Source organism: Mycolicibacterium sp. ND9-15 (genome assembly GCF_035918395.1).
Taxonomy (GTDB): Bacteria; Actinomycetota; Actinomycetes; order Mycobacteriales; family Mycobacteriaceae; genus Mycobacterium.
Map to the genome: position 1 here is coordinate 3,623,025 of NZ_CP142362.1, position 19,902 is coordinate 3,642,926.

A 19,902-nucleotide genomic window follows, 5' to 3' on the forward strand; every position below is an offset into this window, starting at 1 on the left:
TCAGACTCCCTGGGTCCGTCGTGGCGGCACTGTCAATGTAAATGGTTGCAACCCAACGGATTCAGTGGGTGGGCCGGATGCAGCCAGCTGCTGGGCGCGCTGGATCTCCTGGTCGGTGCGCGCAGGAAGCGTCTCGCAGACGGCGGCCACCGCGTGTGCGTACGGCGAGGCCGACTGTTGCAGTGCGTCGCGCAGCAGGTCGATCGGCGTCCGGTGCTCGATGAGCAGGCGTCGTCCCGCTGCCGGGTTGACCGTTGCGGCGAACTCGAGGACCACCGGCAAATAGTCGGGGGCCTCGCGCTGCGGCGGGTCGACCCCGGCTTCCCGGTACGCGTGGGCGAAAGCGAGCATGTGATTGCCGCGATTGCGGGTGTCACCGGCGGTCCAGTACGTCAGGTACATCGTGGTGCGACGACGCATGTCGAAGGTGTCCACGTAGTCGACCTGCGCCTGCATCGGATCGATGGTCCGCAATGCAGCGACGGTGGTGCCGAGCAGTTGCGCGGGCTTGCTCGGCAGGTGACCCATCAGTTCGGTGACGGTGGCCAGCCGTTCGGCGTGCTGATGATCCGGATAGGCCAGCAGTAGCGCGGCCGCCTGCCACACGACCCGATGCTCGAGTACGTCTTGGCGCCGGCTCCTGCGGACCTTCATTGCTCCGTGCTCCTGGCGGGGAACATTCCGCTGGGCTCGCCGCGGCCGTCCCAGTTGAGCAGGTTCACTCGCGAGGGACGTGATTCGGTGACGGCGATGCCCTCGCTGGTCTGCCGGTGCTGCAGCGCGTGGAAGCTCTCCACCGCCACCGGCACCGGGCCGCCGCTCGCCTCGCCGAACGGCCCCGACTCGTACATCCCAGGCCCGCCCTCGAACGACAGCGAGCAACCGGGCTCCTCGAGCGCCTGCGCCTCCAGGGCATGGGCGTCTGCGACGTATGCGGTCGGAATGACGTAGCGCTCTTCGTATTTCGCGAGGGCGAGCAGCCGGTACATCTCGTAGATCTGCTCTTCGGTCATTCCGACCGACTGCGGGATGTGCGGCTGAGTCTCCCGGCCCAGGTTGATGTCCCGCATATAGGACCGCATCGCGGCCAGGCGCCGCAGCACGCCCTCCACCACCGCGGTGTCACCGGCGGTGAACAGCCCGGCGAGGTACTCGATCGGTATGCGCAGCGCCTCCAGCGCGCCGAAGAGGTTGCCCAGTTCCTCGCCGTCGTGACCGTCGCGGGCGACGGCGTCGACCACCGGCGACAGCGGCGGGATGTACCAGACCATCGGCATGGTCCGGTATTCCGGGTGCAGCGGCAGCGCGACCTGATAGCGGTGAATCAGCGCGTACACCGGTGAGCGCTGCGCGGCCTCGATCCACTCCTCCGAGATGCCCTCGGCATGCGCGCCGGCGATCACCTCGGGGTCGTGCGGGTCGAGGATGATCGACTTCTGCGCCTCGTACAGGTCGGTGTCGTTCTTCACCGCCGCCGCCTCGAGCACCCGGTCGACGTCGTAGAACACCAGGCCCAGGTACCGCAGCCGACCCACGCAGGTCTCCGAACACACCGTCGGCAGGCCCACCTCGATGCGTGGGTAGCAGAAGGTGCACTTCTCAGCCTTGCCGGTCTTGTGGTTGAAATACATCTTCTTGTACGGGCATCCCGACACGCACATCCGCCAGCCGCGGCAACGGTCCTGATCGACCAGCACGATGCCGTCCTCGGAGCGCTTGTAGAGCGCACCCGACGGGCACGACGCGACGCAGGACGGATTCAGGCAGTGCTCACAGATGCGCGGCAGGTAGAACATGAACGTCTGCTCGAGTTCGAGGCGGACCTGTTCGTTCACCTTCTTCAGTACCGGGTCTCCTGCGAGGATCTCCGGTGAGCCGCCGAGGTCGTCGTCCCAGTTCGCCGACCATTCGATCTTCATCGGTTCGCCGCTGATCAGACTGCGGGGCGGCGCCACCGGCATCTGCTCGCCGAGCGGCGCGTTCGTCAGGTTCTCGTAGTCGTAGGTCCACGGCTCGTAGTAGTCCGCGATGTTGGGCATCTTGGGGTTGGCGAAGATTCGCAGCAGCTTGCTCAACCGACCGCCGTCGCGCAGGCGGAGGCGGCCCCTGCGGTCACGCATCCAGCCGCCACGCCACTGCTCCTGATCTTCGTAGGTGCGCGGATATCCTTGGCCGGGGCGGGTTTCGACGTTGTTGAACCAGACGTACTCGGTGCCGGGCCGGTTTGTCCAGGCCTGTTTGCAGGTCACCGAGCACGTGTGGCAGCCGATGCATTTGTCGAGGTTCATCACCATCGCCATCTGCGCCATGACCCTCATTCGTAGATCACCTCCTGGCTGCGGCGCCGTACCACGGTCACCTCGTCGCGCTGGTTGCCGGTCGGGCCGAGATAGTTGAACGCGAACGCCATCTGGGCGTATCCGCCCGCGAGGTGGCTGGGTTTGACCAGCAGTCGGGTCAGCGAGTTGTGGATCCCCCCGCGTTTACCGGTGGTCTCACTCAATGGCACGTCGATGGTGCGCTCCTGCGCGTGGTACACGAACACCACGCCTTCGGGCATCCGGTGCGACACGATCGCCCGGCACACCAGCACGCCGTTGCGGTTCACCGCCTCCACCCAGTCGTTGTCGCGCACCGAGATCTTCGCGGCGTCCGCCGGGCTCATCCACATCGTCGGTCCGCCGCGCGACAGCGACAGCATGAACAGGTTGTCCTGGTATTCGGAGTGGATGGACCACTTCGAGTGCGGCGTCAGGTAGCGGACCGTCAGCGCCACCCCGTCGTGGTCACCCACCGCCGACTCGCCGAACAACCGCGACATGTCCAGCGGCGGACGGTAAATCGGGAGTTGTTCACCGAGTTCCTCCAGCCAGTCGTGGTCGAGGTAGAAGTGCATCCGGCCGGTCAGCGTGTGGAACGGCTTGAGCTCCTCGATGTTGACGGTGAAGGGGGCGTAGCGGCGCCCACCGGTCTCGGTGCCCGACCATTCGGGGCTGGTGATCACCGGAACCGGCCGCGCCTGGGTGTCGGCGAACGTGATGCGGCGTTCCTCGCTACCCCCGGCCAGATGCACCAGTGGGCGCCCCGTCCGGCGCTCCAACTCGCGGAACCCCTCGACGGCCAGCCGTCCGTTGCTGGTGCCGGACAGCGCCAGGATCGCCTCCGCCATCCGCTCGGCGGTGTTGATCGCCGGACGGCCTTGTGCGCGTCCGGAGTTCATCACCCCGAACTTTGCCCCGAGTTCGTCGACCTCCTTGTCGGGCCGGACGGTGATGCCCTTGGTGGTCAAACCGAGCTTCTCGACGAGCGGGCCCAGCGTCGCCCACTTTTCGGCCACCGCGGGGTAGTCGCGCTCCACCACCGCGAGTGGTCCCATGGTCTTACCGGGTATGGGTGTCGTCCCGTCCACACGCCAGTCCTGTTCGACCCCACTGGGATACGCCATCGCGCCGGGGGTGTCGTGCTGCATCGCGCCGAGCACCACGTCCGTGCGCACTCCCAAGTGCTTGGCCGCCAGCGCGCTGAACACCCGCGCGATCGCGCCGAACGCCTCGTAGTCGGAATGGGTCTCCCATGGCGGGTCGACGGCGGGGTTGAACGCGTGCACATAGGGATGCATGTCGGTGCTGGACAAGTCGTGCTTCTCGTACCACGTGGCCGCGGGCAGCACCACGTCGGACAGCAGCGTCGTCGAGGTCATCCGGAAGTCGATCGACATCAGCATGTCGAGCTTGCCCTCGGGGATGTCGTCGGTCCACTCTATGTCGTTGGGCCGCACGGCCTCCGATGACGGCTCGGCCTGCACGTTGGAGTCGGTGCCGAGCAGATGACGCAGGAAGTACTCGTTGCCTTTGCTCGACGAGCCGAGCAGGTTGGCCCGCCAGAGTGACAACACCCGCGGCCAGTTCGCGGGATTGTCGGGGTCGGTGACGGCCAGCTTGAGCTTGCCCTCGGCGAGTTGCCCGGTGACGTAGGTGGAGATGTCTTCTCCGGCAGCGCGGGCGTCGTCGGCCACGTCGAGACTCGAACGGTCGAACTGCGGATAGAACGGGCTCCATCCCATCGCCGTGGACGCGGCCAGCACGTCCATGGTGTGCCGGTCGCGGAACCGGCCGCGGCCCAGCGGACTTGCGAGCGCGTCGGCCCGATAGCCGTCGTAGCGCCACTGATCGGTGTGGGCGTACCAGTACGAGGTGCCAGGCATCTGCCGCGGTGGTCGCGACCAGTCGGTGCCCATCGCCATCGTCGACCACCCCGTCACCGGACGGCACTTCTCCTGTCCGACATAGTGCGCCCAGCCGCCGCCGTTGCGGCCCATCGCGCCGGTGAGCAACACGAGCGCCAGCACCGCGCGATAGGTGGCATCTCCGTGGAACCATTGGCAGATTCCGGCGCCCATGATGATCATCGACCGGCCACCGGACTCTTCGGCGTTGCGGGCGAATTCCGTGGCGATCCGAATGGCCTGCGACGCAGCGACTCCGGTGATCGGCTCCTGCCAGGCAGGCGTGTACGGCTGGGTGGGATCGTCGTAGCCGGCGGGCCAGTCGCCGGGCAGTCCGGGCCGGGCCACGCCGTACTGCGCGAGCATCAGATCGAACACGGTGCACACCAGGTGCTCGCCCACCCGCCGCACCGGCACGCCGCGGGTGAGCGCCTCGCCGTGCCCGTCGACGGTGTCGAAGCGGGGCAACACGATTTCAGCCGTATCGCCGCCCTTGGCGGATAGCACCGTCAACGCCGGCACCAGGTCACCGAGTTCGAGGTTCCACTTGGCCACGCCGTCGTCGCCGAAGCGGAAACCCAGTGACCCGTTGGGCACCGCGACCGTGTCGGTCGCACCATCGAGCAGCACCGGTTTGAAAGCCGCGTTCTCCGTCTGGTGTCCTAGGTCGGCCGCGGTCAGGTTCTTACCGGCGACAAGCCTGCCGTCGCGGTCCTCGAGCTTGACCAGGAACGGCAGGTCGGTGAACGTGCGGACGTAGTCGACGAAGAATGGAACACGTTGTTTGACAAAGAATTCCGATAGGACCACATGTCCCATGGCCATTGCCAATGCGCCGTCGGTGCCGGCCGCGCACGGCATCCACTCGTCGGCGAACTTGGTGTTGTCGGCGTAGTCGGGACTGACGCTGACGACCTTGGTGCCGCGGTAGCGCACCTCGGTCATCCAGTGCGCATCCGGCGTGCGGGTGACCGGCACGTTGGATCCCCACATCATCAGATACGACGCGTCCCACCAGTCGCCGGATTCCGGTACGTCGGTCTGGTCGCCGAAAACCTGCGGGGAGGCCACCGGAAGGTCGGCGTACCAGTCGTAGAAGGATGTCATCACACCGCCGAGCAGTTCGATGAACCGGGAGCCCGCGGCGAACGACACCATCGACATCGCCGGAATCGGGGAGAACCCCGCTACCCGGTCCGGCCCGTACCGCTTGATCGTGTGAACGTGGGCGGCCGCGATCATCTCGGTGGCCTCGGCCCAACTCACGCGTACCAGGCCGCCCTTGCCCCTGGCCCGCTGGTAGCGCCTACGGCGGTCCGGGTCGTCCATGATGTCGGCCCATGCGAACACCGGATCTGCCAGGCGCGCCTTGGCTTCGCGGTACATACGTACGAGCTCGCCGCGCGCATACGGATAACGCACCCGCGTGGGCGAATACGTGTACCAGGAGAACGCCGCGCCACGGGGACAGCCGCGCGGTTCGTACTCCGGCCGGTCCGGCCCGACCGACGGGTAATCGGTCTCCTGGGTCTCCCAGGTGATGATGCCGTCCTTGACGTAGATCTTCCATGAGCACGAACCCGTGCAGTTCACACCGTGGGTGGATCGGACGACCTTGTCGTGGCTCCACCGGTCGCGGTAGAAGATGTCGCCTTCGCGGCCGCCGCGGCGGTGGACGGTGCGCCCGTCGTCGGAAGCTTGGCCCGGAGTGAAGAACCGTCCGCTGCGTTCGAGCAGTTCTTCGATCCGGCCGCCGATGCGGGGCGGCGTGATGGTCACTGTGCTGCCTCCTTGGGTTGCGGCTCAAAGGCGTGTAGCCGCAGTGCGGTGTAGGCGAACGCGATCAGTGCGGTCGCCACGAGCAGGGTCAGGCCGACCGAGTAGTCGTTCTCGACCGAATCGTAGGTGGAACCCATCACCAGCGGTGGGAAGTAGCCGCCCAAACCCCCTGCGGCCGAGACGATTCCGGTGATCGAACCGACGGACTTCGGCGGAGATCGGCGGGCCACCCAGGCGAACACGCCGCCGGTGCCGATGCCGAGGAACACCGCCAGCGCGATGAACGTGGATGCCGACAACACGTCCGGTGGTGGCTGCAGTATGGCAATGAACGCCATCAGTGCGGTGCCGGCAAACGATGCCAGCACGACGTACTTGGGCGCGAAGCGGTCAGCCAGCGCGCCGCCCACGGGCCGGGCGAGGACGGCGGCCAGCGCGAATCCCGCCGTCCGCGCGCCCGCATCGACGGCCGAGAAGCCGTAGATGGTCTTGATGTAGGTGGGCAGGTAGTTGCTGAACGCCACGAACCCGCCGAACACGATTGCGTAGAGAGCCGACATCTCCCAGGTGACCGGCAGTTTCGCGGCGGCCTTCAACTTGGGCAGTACCCGGTCGGTGTTCGGCGTGAACACCGGCGAGTTGCGCATGAACAGCATGCACAGGACGGCGGTGACCGCCAATGCGACCGCGATGATCACATGGGTGGTCAACAGGCCGAACCAGCCGACGAACCGGGGGGTGAAGAACGCCGAGAGGGCGGTGCCCACCATCCCCATCCCGAACACGCCGGTGGCGAACCCGCGGCGCGACGGGTCATACCAGTTGTTCGCGAACGGGATGCCGACGGCGAAGATGGTGCCGGCGATGCCCAGAAAGAAGCCGCACACGAGCAGCATCGGATAGGACCCGGCCGACCCGGCCGCGCCGACCGCCAGCACCGGCACGATCGAGATCAGCGAGATCGCGATGAACATGGCGCGCCCACCGAACCGGTCGGTGAGCGAACCCACGACGATCCGGCCGAGGGCGCCGACCAGGATCGGCGTCGCCACCAACATCGACGCTTCGGCGCTGCTCAGCGACAAGTCGCCGGCGTAAGTGGTCGACATCGGGCCGATCATGTTCCAGGCCCAGAAATTGATGGCCGAAACCCAGGTGGCCAGTGCCAGGTTCAGAGGGCGTCGAGCGCCGGTATCTTCCACCATCGCCGTGTCCACCTACCCAGACAACCATGTGTTTCAAACGCTCGCGATACTTTCGGGTGAAGCGCTGCGACACAACGTAGTAGCGACATCCCCGGTTGTGGCCCTTGGTCAAGCGCGGATTCTCTTGCGACGTTTCGTCGGATCATGCTGGCCGGCGAGCGTCAACCCGAGAATGATCATGACGACGCCGAGAGTGAACCACATCCAGTCGAACGTGTGCACCACCATCAGCCCGTACACACACAGTGCAAAATAGACCAGGCCGCCGCCGAGGAAGTACGCCCGAGCTGCCGCGTACGTACGAGCCAACAGTAACCCCAGGGCGCCGATCACCAGGTTGACCACATTGCGCAGTCCGGACACCGCGAACACCCCGAACAGGCTGGCACCGGATCCGTGGCCGAGCCACGCCAGACGGTCGTAGTCCTGCGTGAGTCCCGGGATGAACCCGAGCACGCCCAAGGCGATCAGCGCGACGCCCACGAACAGCGCCGCCGCCTGCACGGCCATGTATTTGGGTTTCGCGGCCATCCCTCCACCTCCGCCCGAAGCCGTTATTGACGGACAAGCAGGTGATACCCCGCCTGCGCGGACGGTAACCGGGGGGGGCGAGAGCTCGCGCGCCGGTCTACTTCCTGATGTAGCAGTTAGGGGGATTTCCGCAGTGATGACCTTGGTCGCACTTGTGGCAATGACAGGTGCAGCCGGTCTTGGCCTTGACCGCAGATGTACGCATCGCGAATCAACTCCTCTGTCGTGACGCCCGCCGCTCCGACGAAATCACGGACGCAACAACGAATATATGCCGATATGAGGTTGGGCGGGCTCAACCTCGCCGACCGTGCAAGATCGGCTTCAGCGTCTCGATCACCGTCGGATCCTCGATCGTCGACGGCAACGGTTCGTCACGGCCATGGGCGATGCCCCGCATGGTCTTGCGCAGAATCTTGCCGGACCTGGTCTTGGGCAGGGCGGGTACGACGTCGACGAGTTTGAAACACGCTACGGCGCCGATGTTCTCACGCACCGCCTCGATGAGTTCCTCGGCCAGCCCGTCGACCGAGGCGCCCGCCTTGAGCACGACGAAACCCCGCGGCACCTGACCCTTGATCTCGTCGTGCACCCCGATGACCGCGCACTCGGCGACCGCTGGGTGGGTGGCCAGCACGGCCTCGATCGATCCCGTCGAAAGCCGGTGTCCGGCTACGTTGATGACATCGTCGATGCGGCCCATCACGAACAAGTAGCCGTCCTCGTCGAGATAGCCGCCGTCACCGGTGAGGTAGTAGCCGGGGTGCTCGCACAGGTATGAGGCCTCGTAGCGGTCGTCGTCACCCCACAGCGTCGGCAGGGTGCCCGGCGGCAGGGGCAGTTGGATGCAGATCGCGCCCTCCTCGCGGGGTGCGCAGGGGGACCCGTCGATCTGCAGGATCCGCACGTCGTAGCCGGGCATCGGGACCGTCGGGGAGCCGGGCTTGATCGGCATGGGGTCCAGGCCCATCGGATTGGCGGCGATCGCCCAGCCCGTCTCCGTCTGCCACCAGTGGTCGACGACCGGTTTGCCGAGCTTCTGTGACGCCCACTCGTAGGTGTCGGGGTCGAGTCGCTCGCCGGCCTGGAACAGGTACTTCATCTTCGACAGGTCGTAGCGGGCGAGGTGCGAGCCGTCGGGATCCTCCTTGCGGATCGCGCGTATGGCGGTGGGCGCGGTGAACAGCGCCTTGGCCCCGTGCTCGGACGCGACCCGCCAGAACGCGCCGGGATCCGGTGTGCCGATCGGCTTGCCCTCGTAGAGCACCGTCGTGGCACCCAGCAGCAGCGGGCCGTACACGATATAGGAGTGGCCGACCACCCAGCCGACGTCGGACGCCGCCCAGAACACCTCGCCGGGGGCGATGTCGTAGATGTTGCGCATGCTCCACAGAAGCGCCACCGCGTGCCCGCCGTTGTCACGGACGATGCCCTTGGGCTTGCCTGTGGTTCCGGATGTGTACAACACGTACAGCGGATCGGTTGCCGCAACCGGCACCGGGTCGACGGGCGCCGCGGCCGTCAGGTCCGCCCAGTCCAGGTCGCGGGTCGCGGCCAACTCGCAGCGCTTTGTTTCGCGCTGCACGATGACGCAGTTGCGCGGTGGGTGCTCGGCCATCTCCAGCGCGGCGTCCAGCATCGGCTTGTAGTCGACGGTCCGGGTCGGTTCGATGCCACACGACGCGGACACGATCACGACCGGACGCGCATCGTCGATGCGCGCCGCGAGTTCGTGCGCGGCGAACCCGCCGAACACGACCGAGTGGATCGCCCCCAACCGCGCGCACGCCAGCATGGCGATCACGGCCTCGGGGATCATCGGCATGTAGATCACGACACGGTCGCCTTTTTCCACCCCCAGCGCCCGCAGCCCACCCGCGAACTTCGCTGTCTCGTCGCGCAGTGCGCGGTAGGTGTATGTCCGTTGCGACCCCGTGACCGGCGAGTCGTAGATCAACGCCGGCTGGTCGGCGCGGCCGTCGTCGACATGTCGGTCTAGTGCGTTGGCGCAGGTGTTCAGCTCCCCGTCTGGGAACCAGTGGTAGAACGGCGGATTGGAGTCGTCGAGGACCTGCTTCGGCTCGCGGGTCCACGTCACCGCGCTGGCGGCGTCGGCCCAGAATGCTTCTGGATCAGCGATGCTTGCGTCGAACAGAGCCCGGTATCCGGCCATATCGGTACGTTAGCGCGGCGCCTATAGTCCCGTTATGACTTCCGGTCCGCCGCCCATCAACGGAGTGCGGCGAGCGTTCGTCGATGCCCGCGGCGTGCACTTTCACGTCACCGAGGCCGGTCCCGCCGATGGACGTCCCGTCGTGGCGCTGCACGGCTGGCCGCAGCATCATTGGGTGTACCGGGATCTGCTGGCCGACCCGCCCGCGGGGCTGCGGATCATCGCGCCGGACCTGCCCGGATACGGCTGGTCGGGGCCCGCGCCGCACCGGTGGCGTAAGGACGACGTCGCCGCCGACGTGCTGGCGCTGCTGGATGCGCTCGGCCTCGACCGTGTGCTGCTGGTCGGCCACGACTGGGGTGCGTACGTCGGATATCGCATGGTGTTGACGGCGCCGCAGCGGTTCGAGGGTTATCTGGCGATGAACATGGCGCACCCGTGGGTCACCCCGCGCGTCGTGGCACCACATTTGTGGCGGTTCTGGTACCAGGTGCCAGTGGCGACGGTCGGCGTGCCGGTGCAGCGACGCACGGACTTCGTCGAGCGGGTGTTCAAGGTCGCGTCCGCCGTGGACCCCGAAACCGCGCGGGTTTACGTCGATCGTTTCCGAGACCCGGTGGTCGCGCGCGCCGCCCGGGACACGTACCGCACCTTCCTGCTTCGCGAGTTACCCGCCGCCGGCCTCGGACCCGCGCCGCCGCGCGCCACCGTCCCGATCCGCTGTCTGTTCGGGCTCGGCGATAACGCTGTCCATCCGTCGCTCGCAGCGGAGGACACGGCCGACGCCGACGACTACAAGTTGGACGCGGTCGACGCGAGCCACTTCATCGTCGACGAGCGGCCTGATCTGGTGCGCGCCGCGCTGATCGCCCTGGCGCAGGAGACTGCCCGCATCTAACTGGTCCGGTGGTGGTGTTCGCCGAGATCGACGTGAGGGCTGTAAATTTGCGCCGATCGCAACCCTCACGCAGATCTCGCGGCACTTGATTAGTCCGGTGCAGCGGGCAGGTCGATTTCCACGGTCAGCCCACCGCCGGGGGTGTCGGAGGCCGAGATCGTGCCGCCCATCGCCTCGACGAAACCTGAGGCGACCGAGAGGCCGAGACCGATGCCGATCGTGTCGTCGTCACCGAGTCGCTGGAACGGGGCGAACGCCTGCTGTTCGCTGCCCCGCGGGATGCCCGGGCCCTCGTCGATGACAGCGATGAGCACCCGGCCGCCGACTTGGCCTGCGGTCACCCGCACGAGGCTGCCCTCGGCGTAGCGCAAGGAGTTGTCGATCAGGTTGGCCAGCACGCGCTCGAGGAGTTCGCTGTCGGCGAGGACGGCTTCGCGGTCGACCTCCACCTTGACCCGCTCGCTGCCTGGCCGCGTGAACTCGTCTGTGTCGGCACGGATTCCGAGCAGCGCCCGTTGCACGACATGCTCCAGCCCGACGCGACCCTTCTCTGGTCGCACCGCTCCGGCGGCCAGTCGTGACGAGTCGAGGAGGTTGGCCACGAGCGCGGTCAGCTGGTCGACGGACTCCTCGGCCGTGGCGAGGAGATCAGCGGTGTCGTCGGCAGAGAAGCCGATGTCACTGTTGCGCATTCGCGACATCGCCGCCTTGGCGGCCGCCAGCGGGGACCGCAGGTCGTGGCTCACCGCGGTCAGCAGGGCGTGGCGCAGTTTCTCGGCCTGACCGACGGCTTCGGCTTTGCTCGCGTCGGCCCGCTCCCGTTGTTGGACAAGGTTTACCGCTTGCTTGCCGACGCCGTTGAGGACGCGGCGGTCGCGTGCGGTCAACGCCGGACCCGTCAGCAGCATCCAGTACTCGTCGTCTCCGATCTCGACTGAGGTGTCGGCGTCGTCGACGTCGGTGCAGGGATCCTGGCCGACCTGGGCCAGGACCTCACCGGTCTGGCTTCGGATCAGGCTCAGGGCGCGCTGGGAGTACGTCTCGCGGAGCCGTTCCAGCAGGCTGTCGAGGTCCGAGTCGCGCAGCGCGCCGTCGGCGAACAGGGCCAGCAACTCGGCTTCCTGGCTGACCCGACGCGCTTCCCGAAGCCGCCTGGACGCCCGGTCGACGAGCGCGGCCACCGCGACGGCAGCGACCAGCAGCACCAGGGTCGCGGTGGCGCTGTCGGCGTCTTGGACGGAGAACGTGTGCGATGGTGCGAGGAGAAAGTACGTGATCAGCGCTCCTGACAGCGCCGCGGCCAACACGGCCGGCGCGAGCCCGCCGAGCAGTGCGGTGCCGAGCACCCCGACGAAGAACAGGGCACCCTGGCCACCGATCCCGAGGACCTGTTCCGGCAGCAGCATCGTCAGCGCCCAGATCGCGACCGGAGCCGCCACGGCGGCAAGCCATGACGTGAATCGGCGCTGGCGGGGTGAGAGCCGGGACCACGAGATGCCGGTGGCGGCTTGGTCGTGGCTGACCATGTGGACGTCGAGGCCGCCGGATTGCTGGACGACGGCATCGCTGATGCCCTCGGCGAAGACGCGCGACAGCCGCGAACGTCGTGAGGTTCCGACGACCAACTGGGTCGCGTTGACGTCGTGCGCGAAGGCGATCAGTGACGCGGCTACGTCGTCGCCGACGACGGTGTGCATGGTGGCGCCCAAACTGGCCGCCAGCTCACGCAGGGCCCTTTTCTGCTGAGCCGAGATCGCGGTGAGGCCGTCGCCGTCGACGACGTACACGACGTTGAGGTCTGCCCCCCACCGGGAGGCGATCCGTGACGCCCGTCGCACCAAGATCTCGGACTCGGGGCCGCCGGTCACCCCGACCACCACGCGCTCGCGGGCCTCCCACCGGTCGCTGATCTTCTTGTCGGACCGGTACTTGGCCAGCGCGGCGTCGACCTGATCGGCCAGCCACAGCAGGGCCAACTGCCGCAGGGCGGTGAGATTCTCGGGCCGGAAGTAGTTGGACAGTGCGGCATCGACACGCTCCGGTGGATACACGTTGCCGTGAGCAAGCCTGCGCCGCAACGCTTCCGGCGTGATATCGACCAGCTCGATCTGGTCTGCGGCGCGGACGACCTCGTCGGGAATCCGGTCCGGTTCCTCGACCCCGGTGATCTGGCCGGCCAAGTCGGCGACGCTTTCCAAGTTCTGGATGTTGACCGTGGTGATCACGGTGATGCCGGCGTTGAGCAGTTCCTCCACGTCCTGCCAGCGTTTGGTGTTCTTGCTGCCCGGGGCGTTGGTGTGGGCGAGGTCGTCGACGAGCACGACCTTGGGCCGCCGCTGCAGGATCGCGGTGACGTCGATTTCCCGGTAGAAGGTGCCAGGGGTGCCTGGGTGCTCCGTCGTGCGGGGAGGTACCACTTCGATACCCGCGAGCTGCTGGCCGACCTTGCGACGACCGTGGGTGTCGACCACGGCGATAACCACGTCGGTTCCGCGCTCCAGCCGCCGTTGCGCCTCGGCGAGCATCGAGTAGGTCTTGCCGACACCGGGCGCGGCGCCGAGGTAAACGCGCAGGTCGCCGACTTTGCGCCCCAGAATTCCCATGCCTACATAATCCACTTTCGGCACCGAGGACGACAGCGGAGCTCGTGATCCGGCCACCCGCGTTTGACGAAGGTCGCGTCGGGTAGCCCGCCACCATGGCTCAGGGACGACCACTTGCGCTCGTGACGGGTGCCTCGAGCGGGATCGGCTTCGAGTTGGCGAAGCTGTTCACCGACGACGGATACGACCTGGTCGTGGCCGCCGACGACGACGGTGTCCACGCCGCCGCCGATAAACTCGCCGCCAGCGGCAGAGAGGTCCGCGCGGTGCAGGTTGATCTCCGCAAAGAGGACGAGGTCGATCGGCTCTACAGCGCCGCCACCGAAGACGGGCGCCGGTTGGACGCCGTCGCGCTCAACGCCGGCACCGGCGGTGGCGGCCGGTTCGTCGACCGGGGACTCGAAGAGGATCTCAACATCATCGACCTCAACGTCCGGGGAACGACCCAACTCGCCAAGCTGGTGCTGGCGGACATGGTCAGCGCCAATTCCGGCAAGCTCCTGTTCACGTCGTCGATCGTGGCGATGATGCCCGGTTCGTACCAGACCGTCTACAACGCGTCGAAGTCGTTCGTTCAGTCCTTCGCCGAAGCGCTGCAGGACGAACTTCGCGACACCGACGTCACCGTCACCTCGCTGATGCCCGGACCGACCGACACCAACTTCTTCCGGCGTGCGGGCATGCTGGACACCCTCGTGGGACGGATGCCGAAGGACGACGCCGGCAAGGTTGCCAAGCAGGGCTACGACGCGTTGATGCAGGAAGACAAGAAAGTCGTTGCGTCCTCGCCACTTTCGAAGGGGTTGGGCTTGATGAACCGCTTCCTTCCCGACTCGGTGAAGGCAACTTTCAACAGGTTGATCTCGAAGTGAGCGTCCCGGCCTCCGCCGACGTCGTGGTGATCGGAGCCGGCCACAACGGTTTGGTGGCCGCGGCGATGCTTGCCGACGCCGGCTGGGATGTGCTTGTCCTGGAAGCGCAGGAGCAACCCGGCGGCGCGGTGAAAAGCGCCCAATTGTTCCCCGGCTATGTCAGCGATCTGTACAGCGCGTTCTACCCGCTGTCGGTCACATCGCCCGCGTTGACGGCGCTGCACCTCGAGGAGCACGGGCTGCGCTGGTCGCATTCGCCGGCGGTCGTCGGGCATGCGCGCTCGGCCGACGATGATGACGCGCCGGTGATCTGGCGTGAACTCGACCGCACCGCAGCGGATCTCGAGCGCCGCACACCAGGAGACGGCGCCCGCTGGCGCGACCTGTTCGCCCAGTGGCGGCGCATCAAAGAACCACTGTTGGAGACGTTGTTCGCGCCGTTCCCACCGGTGCGCGGGGCCGTGGGACTGCTGCGCGAGTTGGGCACCGCCGAGGCGCTGCGACTGGCACACCTGATGTTGCTGCCCGCCGGGGTGATGGCTGAGACCCTGTTCGACGGTGAGGCTGCGCGACTCCTGTTGCTGGGCAACGCAATGCACGCCGACGTCCCCGTCGACGCGCCCGGCAGCGGCGTCATGGGCTACATGCTGATCATGATGGCTCAGGACGGCGGCTTTCCGGTCCCGGTCGGAGGCGCCGGACATCTGACGGCGGCACTGGTGAACCGGGCCACCTCGGCGGGCGCCCGGATCGAATGCGGAGAGCAGGTCGACGGAATCGATGTCCGCGGCCACCGTGCGGTGTCGGTTCGTACTGCCGGCGGTGAGACCGTCCGGGTTCGCCGGGCGGTGATCGCCGATACCTCGGCGCCGCTGCTGTACCGCGATCTGCTGCCCGCCGATGCTCTTCCCGACTCGGTACTGCAGAGTGTTGACCGATTCGTTTGGGACACCCCCGTGTTGAAGATCAATTACGCGCTCGACGCGCCGATCCCGTGGCGATCGAGGAGCCTGAGCGAAGCCGGAACCGTCCACCTCGGCGCCGACCACGACGGTCTGATCCGGTGGATGGCCGACCTCAACACCGGCACCGTGCCGCTTCATCCGTTCCTGCTCTTCGGCCAGATGACGACCGCCGACCCGAGCCGATCACCGGAGGGCACCGAAAGCGCCTGGGCCTACACCCATCTGCCGCGTGGTGTGGCCGACGACGCGTCGGCCGACCAACTGTCGGCGGCGGTGGACATGGTGCTGGAGAAGCACGCGCCGGGATTCAGTGACAACATCGTCGGCAAGTCGATTCAGCGTCCGTCGGACCTGGAGGCCAGCGATGCGAACCTGCACGCCGGTGCGGTCAACGGTGGTACCTCACAGCTGTTCCAGCAGTTGATCTTCCGGCCGTTCCCTGGCTTCGGGGGTGCCGAAACGCCGGTGGAGAACGTCTATCTCGGCAGCGCCGGTGCGTCGCCGGGCGGGGGAGTGCACGGAGTCTGCGGACGCAACGCCGCGCGCGCCGCCCTGGCCGGCGCCGGCCGGCGGGGTTGGCCGCGCCGACAGCTCAACCGCGCGATCCTGTCAGTGCTGACGCGGTGAGCCGGTGAGCGATTTCGATCGGCTGCGCGATGGTGCCGACGATTATTCGGATTGCTGGCCGGGACGACGTGTTGGACACAGCATATTTGCGACTGGATCATGACGCGGTGGCCGCTGGCACGGTCGTCAACCGGCAGTCGGCGCTTTCGGTACCGTGCTGACCGGCATACTGATCGGGGTCGCCCCCATAGCCCAATTGGCAGAGGCAGCGGACTTAAAATCCGCACAGTGTCGGTTCGAGTCCGACTGGGGGCACTCGAAATAGCAGACCGAAGGGGTTTGTAAACGATTGTCAGACATCGGAGCCGGTCTCGATGTCACCGATTCTCAAACCTCGACCGGAACTGTTCGCGGCAGTCTTCAAAGCGTCGTCTTGGCTGAGCGCGTACACGCTCATGGTGAACGCTGCGCCAGGTGCCCGAGCCACGCGGCGATCACCGCGATAGGCGTGGCGGTCGCCTGAAATCGCACGCTATGCGCGGCAGCGACTTCGGTGAACTGCTGAGCGAAGGCCAGGCACCGCGAAAGCGCTCGTCAGAATTCTGGGCCAGCGCACATGAGTCCTTCCGGATCGCCGCGGGGCCCCAAGGCATCTTGTCACGATCAAATCCCTACAGACAAAGTCTCCGCTTTTCTAGGGGATTGTCGTTGTGAACCGCGAGGCCCTGCGTTGTGGCAAGCTGGGCTCAACCGGGCGTCGGGCGTGTGCTCATGGGTTGCCGCTGAACGCCTTCTAGCGGTCCGCAGCATCGCCCACCCGGCATCATCGGGAGGTCCGTTGTGATCGAGTATCAGGGCCTGTGCTCGGCTCTAGTGGCATCCGACCTTGCGCTCAGTGCGGCCGGCGGCGACGCGACGATCGCCTCGGAGGCCGCCGGTCTGCAGGCGTCGCTCGCTGCGCTGCCGAACGTGGCGCGCCTCGGCGCCTGTGTCGGCCCCCTCCTCGAGCTGAGCGAATCCGATGCAGAGCTCGACCTGCTGCGTCGCGCGTCTGCGTTGTGGCAGCGAGGGTCGAGCGCCGCCGACCAGCTCCACACCGCTCGGGTCGAGTTCGAGCTGTCGCTCGCCCGTGACGATCTGCCCGACGCGCTGGAGGTGCTCGACATGGGCATGCAGCGGCTGACCGGTTTGCACGGTGTCGTGAAGGACCTGATCGCGGATGTGTCCGCGCTGCAGTCCGAGGTCACAACGCTCGATCACCTACCGCCACATCCCCGTCAGGCGGACGAGCCGTCGATGGCGTGGGGTTGGGGGAACGCATTCGCCGGTCGCCGAGCGTTCGCCTTCGTCGCGGCAGTGCTCGCCGGCGCGCAGGACGAGCGGGGACAGGCGTTCGCCGCGGGCACACTCTCGGGGTATGCGGGGCATGTCGCAGGCTCGGCGTTCCTCGGGACGGTCGTCGGCGGCCCTCGCCGCCTCCATCGGTTCCGTGACCGCCTGGCGCGCAATACGCTCGGAGTCTGGCTCCGCCGCGAGACTTCAACCCCGCGGTCGGGAGAGCTGGCCGGGCTGCTCCGCCTCGACGGACGGGACGACCCACTCCAGATGCCCGCCGATCTCGCTGTGCAACTCGAGGCGGCGCTCGCCGATGCCTACCCCTCGCGCCCCGCGGCCGACGTCCAACTCGGGTACCGCAGTATGATCGAGCACCTCGAACTTCTCGACTCCTTCGCGCTGCCCTTACCGCCCGAGCCGCCCCCAATCGTGCCGGCCGCCGGTGGAGGCACCGGACCCATCGAGACCCAAACCTTCGACCAGCCGCAGGACGGCGTCGACATGACCGTCGGGATGGGCCCGGAGACGGATCACGACTCGCCCGGCATGTCCTCGCAGAAGAAGGCACAGGGCGACGTCTGCGCCTACATCCTCCTCCTGATCGCGACAGTGGGACTGGCGTACCTCATCTGGTGCATCGGCCGCCTGACCGATGACAAGAAGTGTGGGATCGAGGACTTCGTCGGCGCAGGTTCTCCCGATCCGCCCGACCCGACCGCGCCGACGACGCAACAGAAGCTCGAGAAGCTGCGCGAGCCGGCTGCGGTCAACCATATCCTCAGCGATATCTACCAACTGGAGCTGCGTCTATGGCAGGCCTTCGCCGCCGCACGTTCGTTCCTGACCGTCTGCGGTCTGCTGGCCCCGGACGAGCAAGAGCTCAGCCAGCCGCTGTACCGGCAGTTTCTTGAGGTGTCCCCGACTGGGCCTTGGCCCGGCCGCGAGCCTGCGGATGCTGCGCACACTTATGCGACTCGTCCCACCAGCGCGGCCGAGCAGCCGACCACGGCAGTGCCGTATCCGGACCGGGGACCGGCATGGCTGCTGCACGCCGACCTGGTCGACAACGAGTCGACGATCAGCGAGGTGGTCATCGAAGCCCTGCGGGCGTACGTCCGAGCCGACGAGCAGACCAACCTCGACCTCGACGCCGATCGCGGCCGGCTGCACCCCGCATGGTCCGTCCGAGCCGGAACCTCCATCGCCGACCAGCCGCTGGACGTCGAGATCCTGAACTTCGGCGAGGAGTAGACGATGGGCAGCGAGGAGCAACACGGCGACCGCCCGGAAGGCGTGAACACCTGGCTGGTGATTCCCTACTTCGCCGGTGACCAGGGGCGCAAGCAGGTCGAACGCCCGCTACCACCCGGGAAGGGCGCCTCCTGGCTGTGCCCCGCAATCATTGTCGACAACGTGCCAGGCAATACCAAGTTCCGGCGTGGGGTGCCGCTGCGCATCAGCCTCGAGGTCGCGAACTGGGGCGCCGGCACGTTGCCGGCGCCCGCGCTCGTCAGGCTGTGGTGGTCCGACCCGACACTGGCCTTCTCGGCTGCGGTGTCGATCGGGCAGACGACGGTCATCGTCCCGCCGGGCGGCTACCCGGTTCGCACGGGTGACTTCAGAGTCACGGTGCCGGTCGGCGCTTCGCCCCATGTCTGCCTGCTCGCCCAGGTGTCCGCACCGATCGACGGCGCCTCCGGCGTCCCGAACCCCTACAGCGACCGGCACTGGGCACAACTGAACCTGGTCGAGGTGACCACGATCTCCGGCGACGGCACCGCTGTGCTGCCGATCCAACTCGCAAACCCGTTCACCCACACGACGTTCGCGGCGGTGACGATCGAGCCAATGTCGCGACGGACGGCGGATCGCCTCGGCCGGTTGTACGAGCGCGACGTCCAGACCGGCATGGATGGTGTCGAGCTTCAGATCGGCGAAGAAGGGGCGGAGCGGATCAAACTGGAAGCGCGCGAGGTGGTGACCGTGGATGTGACGTTGCGCTTCTCCGACCCACCCGTCAGCGGTGCGGCGAACGGGTTCGTGCTCAACCAGCGCTTCGTGGACATGGAAGGCGACGACATACCCACCGGCACGCTCGGTGTTCTCATCGCTCCCGACTAGACCCGCTCTGGCTGGCTTGGCTCGGCGAGCCGATTCCCACGCTCGCCGTCAACACATCACGCGAATGCGCCACTCGATTCGTACCCGCAGAACGACAGCCGACCGAGACATGTGTCGTTGTTGACCGTGGGTGCAGCTGCGTGGGCGGTGACTGCCCGCGGATCACACCATGGCGACGATGAACGTCAGAATCGCAAGGACCACCAGGATCAATCCCGTGAGCACCAGAAACGCGCCCATCGATGCCGCCCGCTGGCGCCGATCGGCATCGCCGTTGGTGGCGTGCTTGACCGAAGTCTTCATCGTGGCAAAGAGATCCGACCAGGCGATGCGTGACACACCCCGTCGGGTGGCGGTCGCATCGCGCATGGGCCGGTCGGGGACCGTCCCCGCACCATTCCCGTAGAACACCAGCCCGATCAGAACCGCCAGGGCGGCCGACACCAGCAACACAACACCCAGACCCGCCATCGCACGCCTCCCGTCGGATCGACCCGCCTCGGCATCGCATACCCAGAATTGCAGTCGGTCGAACAGCGCCCCCGGGGCTCCGTAAGGAAGGCCGTAGCGCGCGGTTCGTTCGACTTTCGTCTGCTTGATGACTCCATGGAGCACCGGCCACCGACGC

The 19,902-nt window shown here is 67.0% G+C and carries 13 protein-coding genes and 1 tRNA gene; 6 read left to right on the forward strand and 8 right to left on the reverse strand.

Annotated elements, in window-relative coordinates; all coding sequences use genetic code 11:
* From narJ to QGN32_RS17215, 6 genes are all read right to left on the reverse strand, one after another.
* Positions 1–654, reverse strand: a complete 654-nt coding sequence (gene narJ, locus QGN32_RS17190; RefSeq protein WP_326545518.1) for a nitrate reductase molybdenum cofactor assembly chaperone — start codon at positions 652–654, stop codon at positions 1–3.
* Positions 651–2,318, reverse strand: coding sequence for a nitrate reductase subunit beta (narH, locus tag QGN32_RS17195; protein WP_326545519.1), 1,668 nt, complete (start codon positions 2,316–2,318; stop codon positions 651–653). The genes narJ and narH overlap by 4 nt, the downstream gene beginning before the upstream one ends.
* Entirely contained in the window at positions 2,315–6,004 is a 3,690-nt protein-coding gene (locus QGN32_RS17200) for a nitrate reductase subunit alpha (protein ID WP_326545520.1), read from the reverse strand. The genes narH and QGN32_RS17200 overlap by 4 nt, the downstream gene beginning before the upstream one ends.
* Complete coding sequence (locus QGN32_RS17205) at positions 6,001–7,209, reverse strand: nitrate/nitrite transporter (protein WP_326545521.1); 1,209 nt, start codon at positions 7,207–7,209, stop codon at positions 6,001–6,003. Before QGN32_RS17205 ends, QGN32_RS17200 begins: the two co-directional genes overlap by 4 nt.
* 108 nt (positions 7,210–7,317) lie before the next feature.
* Positions 7,318–7,740 carry a DUF4383 domain-containing protein gene (locus QGN32_RS17210; protein WP_326545522.1) on the reverse strand — a complete coding sequence of 141 codons (423 nt, stop codon included), beginning with the start codon at positions 7,738–7,740 and terminating at the stop codon, positions 7,318–7,320.
* A 295-nt stretch (positions 7,741–8,035) separates the two neighbouring features.
* The gene (locus QGN32_RS17215; RefSeq protein WP_326545523.1) at positions 8,036–9,913 is read right to left on the reverse strand and encodes a propionyl-CoA synthetase; all 1,878 of its coding nucleotides are present in this window, start codon (positions 9,911–9,913) and stop codon (positions 8,036–8,038) included.
* Between the two features lie 34 nt (positions 9,914–9,947).
* Between QGN32_RS17215 and QGN32_RS17220 the strand changes: the two genes are divergently transcribed.
* Entirely contained in the window at positions 9,948–10,811 is an 864-nt protein-coding gene (locus QGN32_RS17220) for an alpha/beta fold hydrolase (protein ID WP_326545524.1), read from the forward strand.
* An 89-nt stretch (positions 10,812–10,900) separates the two neighbouring features.
* Here QGN32_RS17220 and QGN32_RS17225 read toward each other — a convergent pair whose 3' ends face one another.
* Positions 10,901–13,414 (reverse strand): sensor histidine kinase, encoded by a 2,514-nt coding sequence (locus tag QGN32_RS17225; protein ID WP_326545525.1) that lies wholly within the window; start codon positions 13,412–13,414, stop codon positions 10,901–10,903.
* 95 nt (positions 13,415–13,509) lie between these two features.
* Here QGN32_RS17225 and QGN32_RS17230 point away from each other — a divergent pair, with 95 nt between their 5' ends.
* The 5 genes from QGN32_RS17230 (at position 13,510) to QGN32_RS17250 (ending at position 19,274) form a co-directional block, all read left to right on the forward strand.
* Positions 13,510–14,286: an SDR family NAD(P)-dependent oxidoreductase gene (locus QGN32_RS17230; RefSeq protein WP_326545526.1), complete on the forward strand. Its 777-nt coding sequence runs from the start codon at positions 13,510–13,512 to the stop codon at positions 14,284–14,286.
* Positions 14,283–15,878 (forward strand): phytoene desaturase family protein, encoded by a 1,596-nt coding sequence (locus QGN32_RS17235; protein WP_326545527.1) that lies wholly within the window; start codon positions 14,283–14,285, stop codon positions 15,876–15,878. The genes QGN32_RS17230 and QGN32_RS17235 overlap by 4 nt, the downstream gene beginning before the upstream one ends.
* A 181-nt stretch (positions 15,879–16,059) precedes the next feature.
* Positions 16,060–16,133, forward strand: a tRNA-Leu gene (locus tag QGN32_RS17240).
* A gap of 558 nt (positions 16,134–16,691) precedes the next feature.
* A complete protein-coding gene (locus QGN32_RS17245; protein WP_326545528.1) occupies positions 16,692–18,404 on the forward strand; it encodes a hypothetical protein in 1,713 nt (570 codons plus the stop codon).
* Positions 18,405–18,407: 3 nt separating this feature from the next.
* Complete coding sequence (locus QGN32_RS17250) at positions 18,408–19,274, forward strand: hypothetical protein (protein WP_326545529.1); 867 nt, start codon at positions 18,408–18,410, stop codon at positions 19,272–19,274.
* Positions 19,275–19,436: 162 nt separating this feature from the next.
* Here QGN32_RS17250 and QGN32_RS17255 read toward each other — a convergent pair whose 3' ends face one another.
* Entirely contained in the window at positions 19,437–19,889 is a 453-nt protein-coding gene (locus tag QGN32_RS17255) for a hypothetical protein (protein ID WP_326545530.1), read from the reverse strand.
* Between the last annotated feature and the right edge of the window lie 13 nt (positions 19,890–19,902).

What these genes read in the sequence shown, in the direction of transcription:
- narH (WP_326545519.1), bottom strand. Translation starts at nt 2,318, where the DNA reads ATGAGGGTCATGGCGCAGATGGCGATGGTGATGAACCTCGACAAATGC.
- QGN32_RS17225 (WP_326545525.1), bottom strand. Translation starts at nt 13,414, where the DNA reads ATGGGAATTCTGGGGCGCAAAGTCGGCGACCTGCGCGTTTACCTCGGC.
- narJ (WP_326545518.1), bottom strand. Translation starts at nt 654, where the DNA reads ATGAAGGTCCGCAGGAGCCGGCGCCAAGACGTACTCGAGCATCGGGTC.
- QGN32_RS17205 (WP_326545521.1), bottom strand. Translation starts at nt 7,209, where the DNA reads ATGGTGGAAGATACCGGCGCTCGACGCCCTCTGAACCTGGCACTGGCC.
- QGN32_RS17250 (WP_326545529.1), top strand. Translation starts at nt 18,408, where the DNA reads ATGGGCAGCGAGGAGCAACACGGCGACCGCCCGGAAGGCGTGAACACC.
- QGN32_RS17210 (WP_326545522.1), bottom strand. Translation starts at nt 7,740, where the DNA reads ATGGCCGCGAAACCCAAATACATGGCCGTGCAGGCGGCGGCGCTGTTC.
- QGN32_RS17230 (WP_326545526.1), top strand. Translation starts at nt 13,510, where the DNA reads ATGGCTCAGGGACGACCACTTGCGCTCGTGACGGGTGCCTCGAGCGGG.
- QGN32_RS17215 (WP_326545523.1), bottom strand. Translation starts at nt 9,913, where the DNA reads ATGGCCGGATACCGGGCTCTGTTCGACGCAAGCATCGCTGATCCAGAA.
- QGN32_RS17220 (WP_326545524.1), top strand. Translation starts at nt 9,948, where the DNA reads ATGACTTCCGGTCCGCCGCCCATCAACGGAGTGCGGCGAGCGTTCGTC.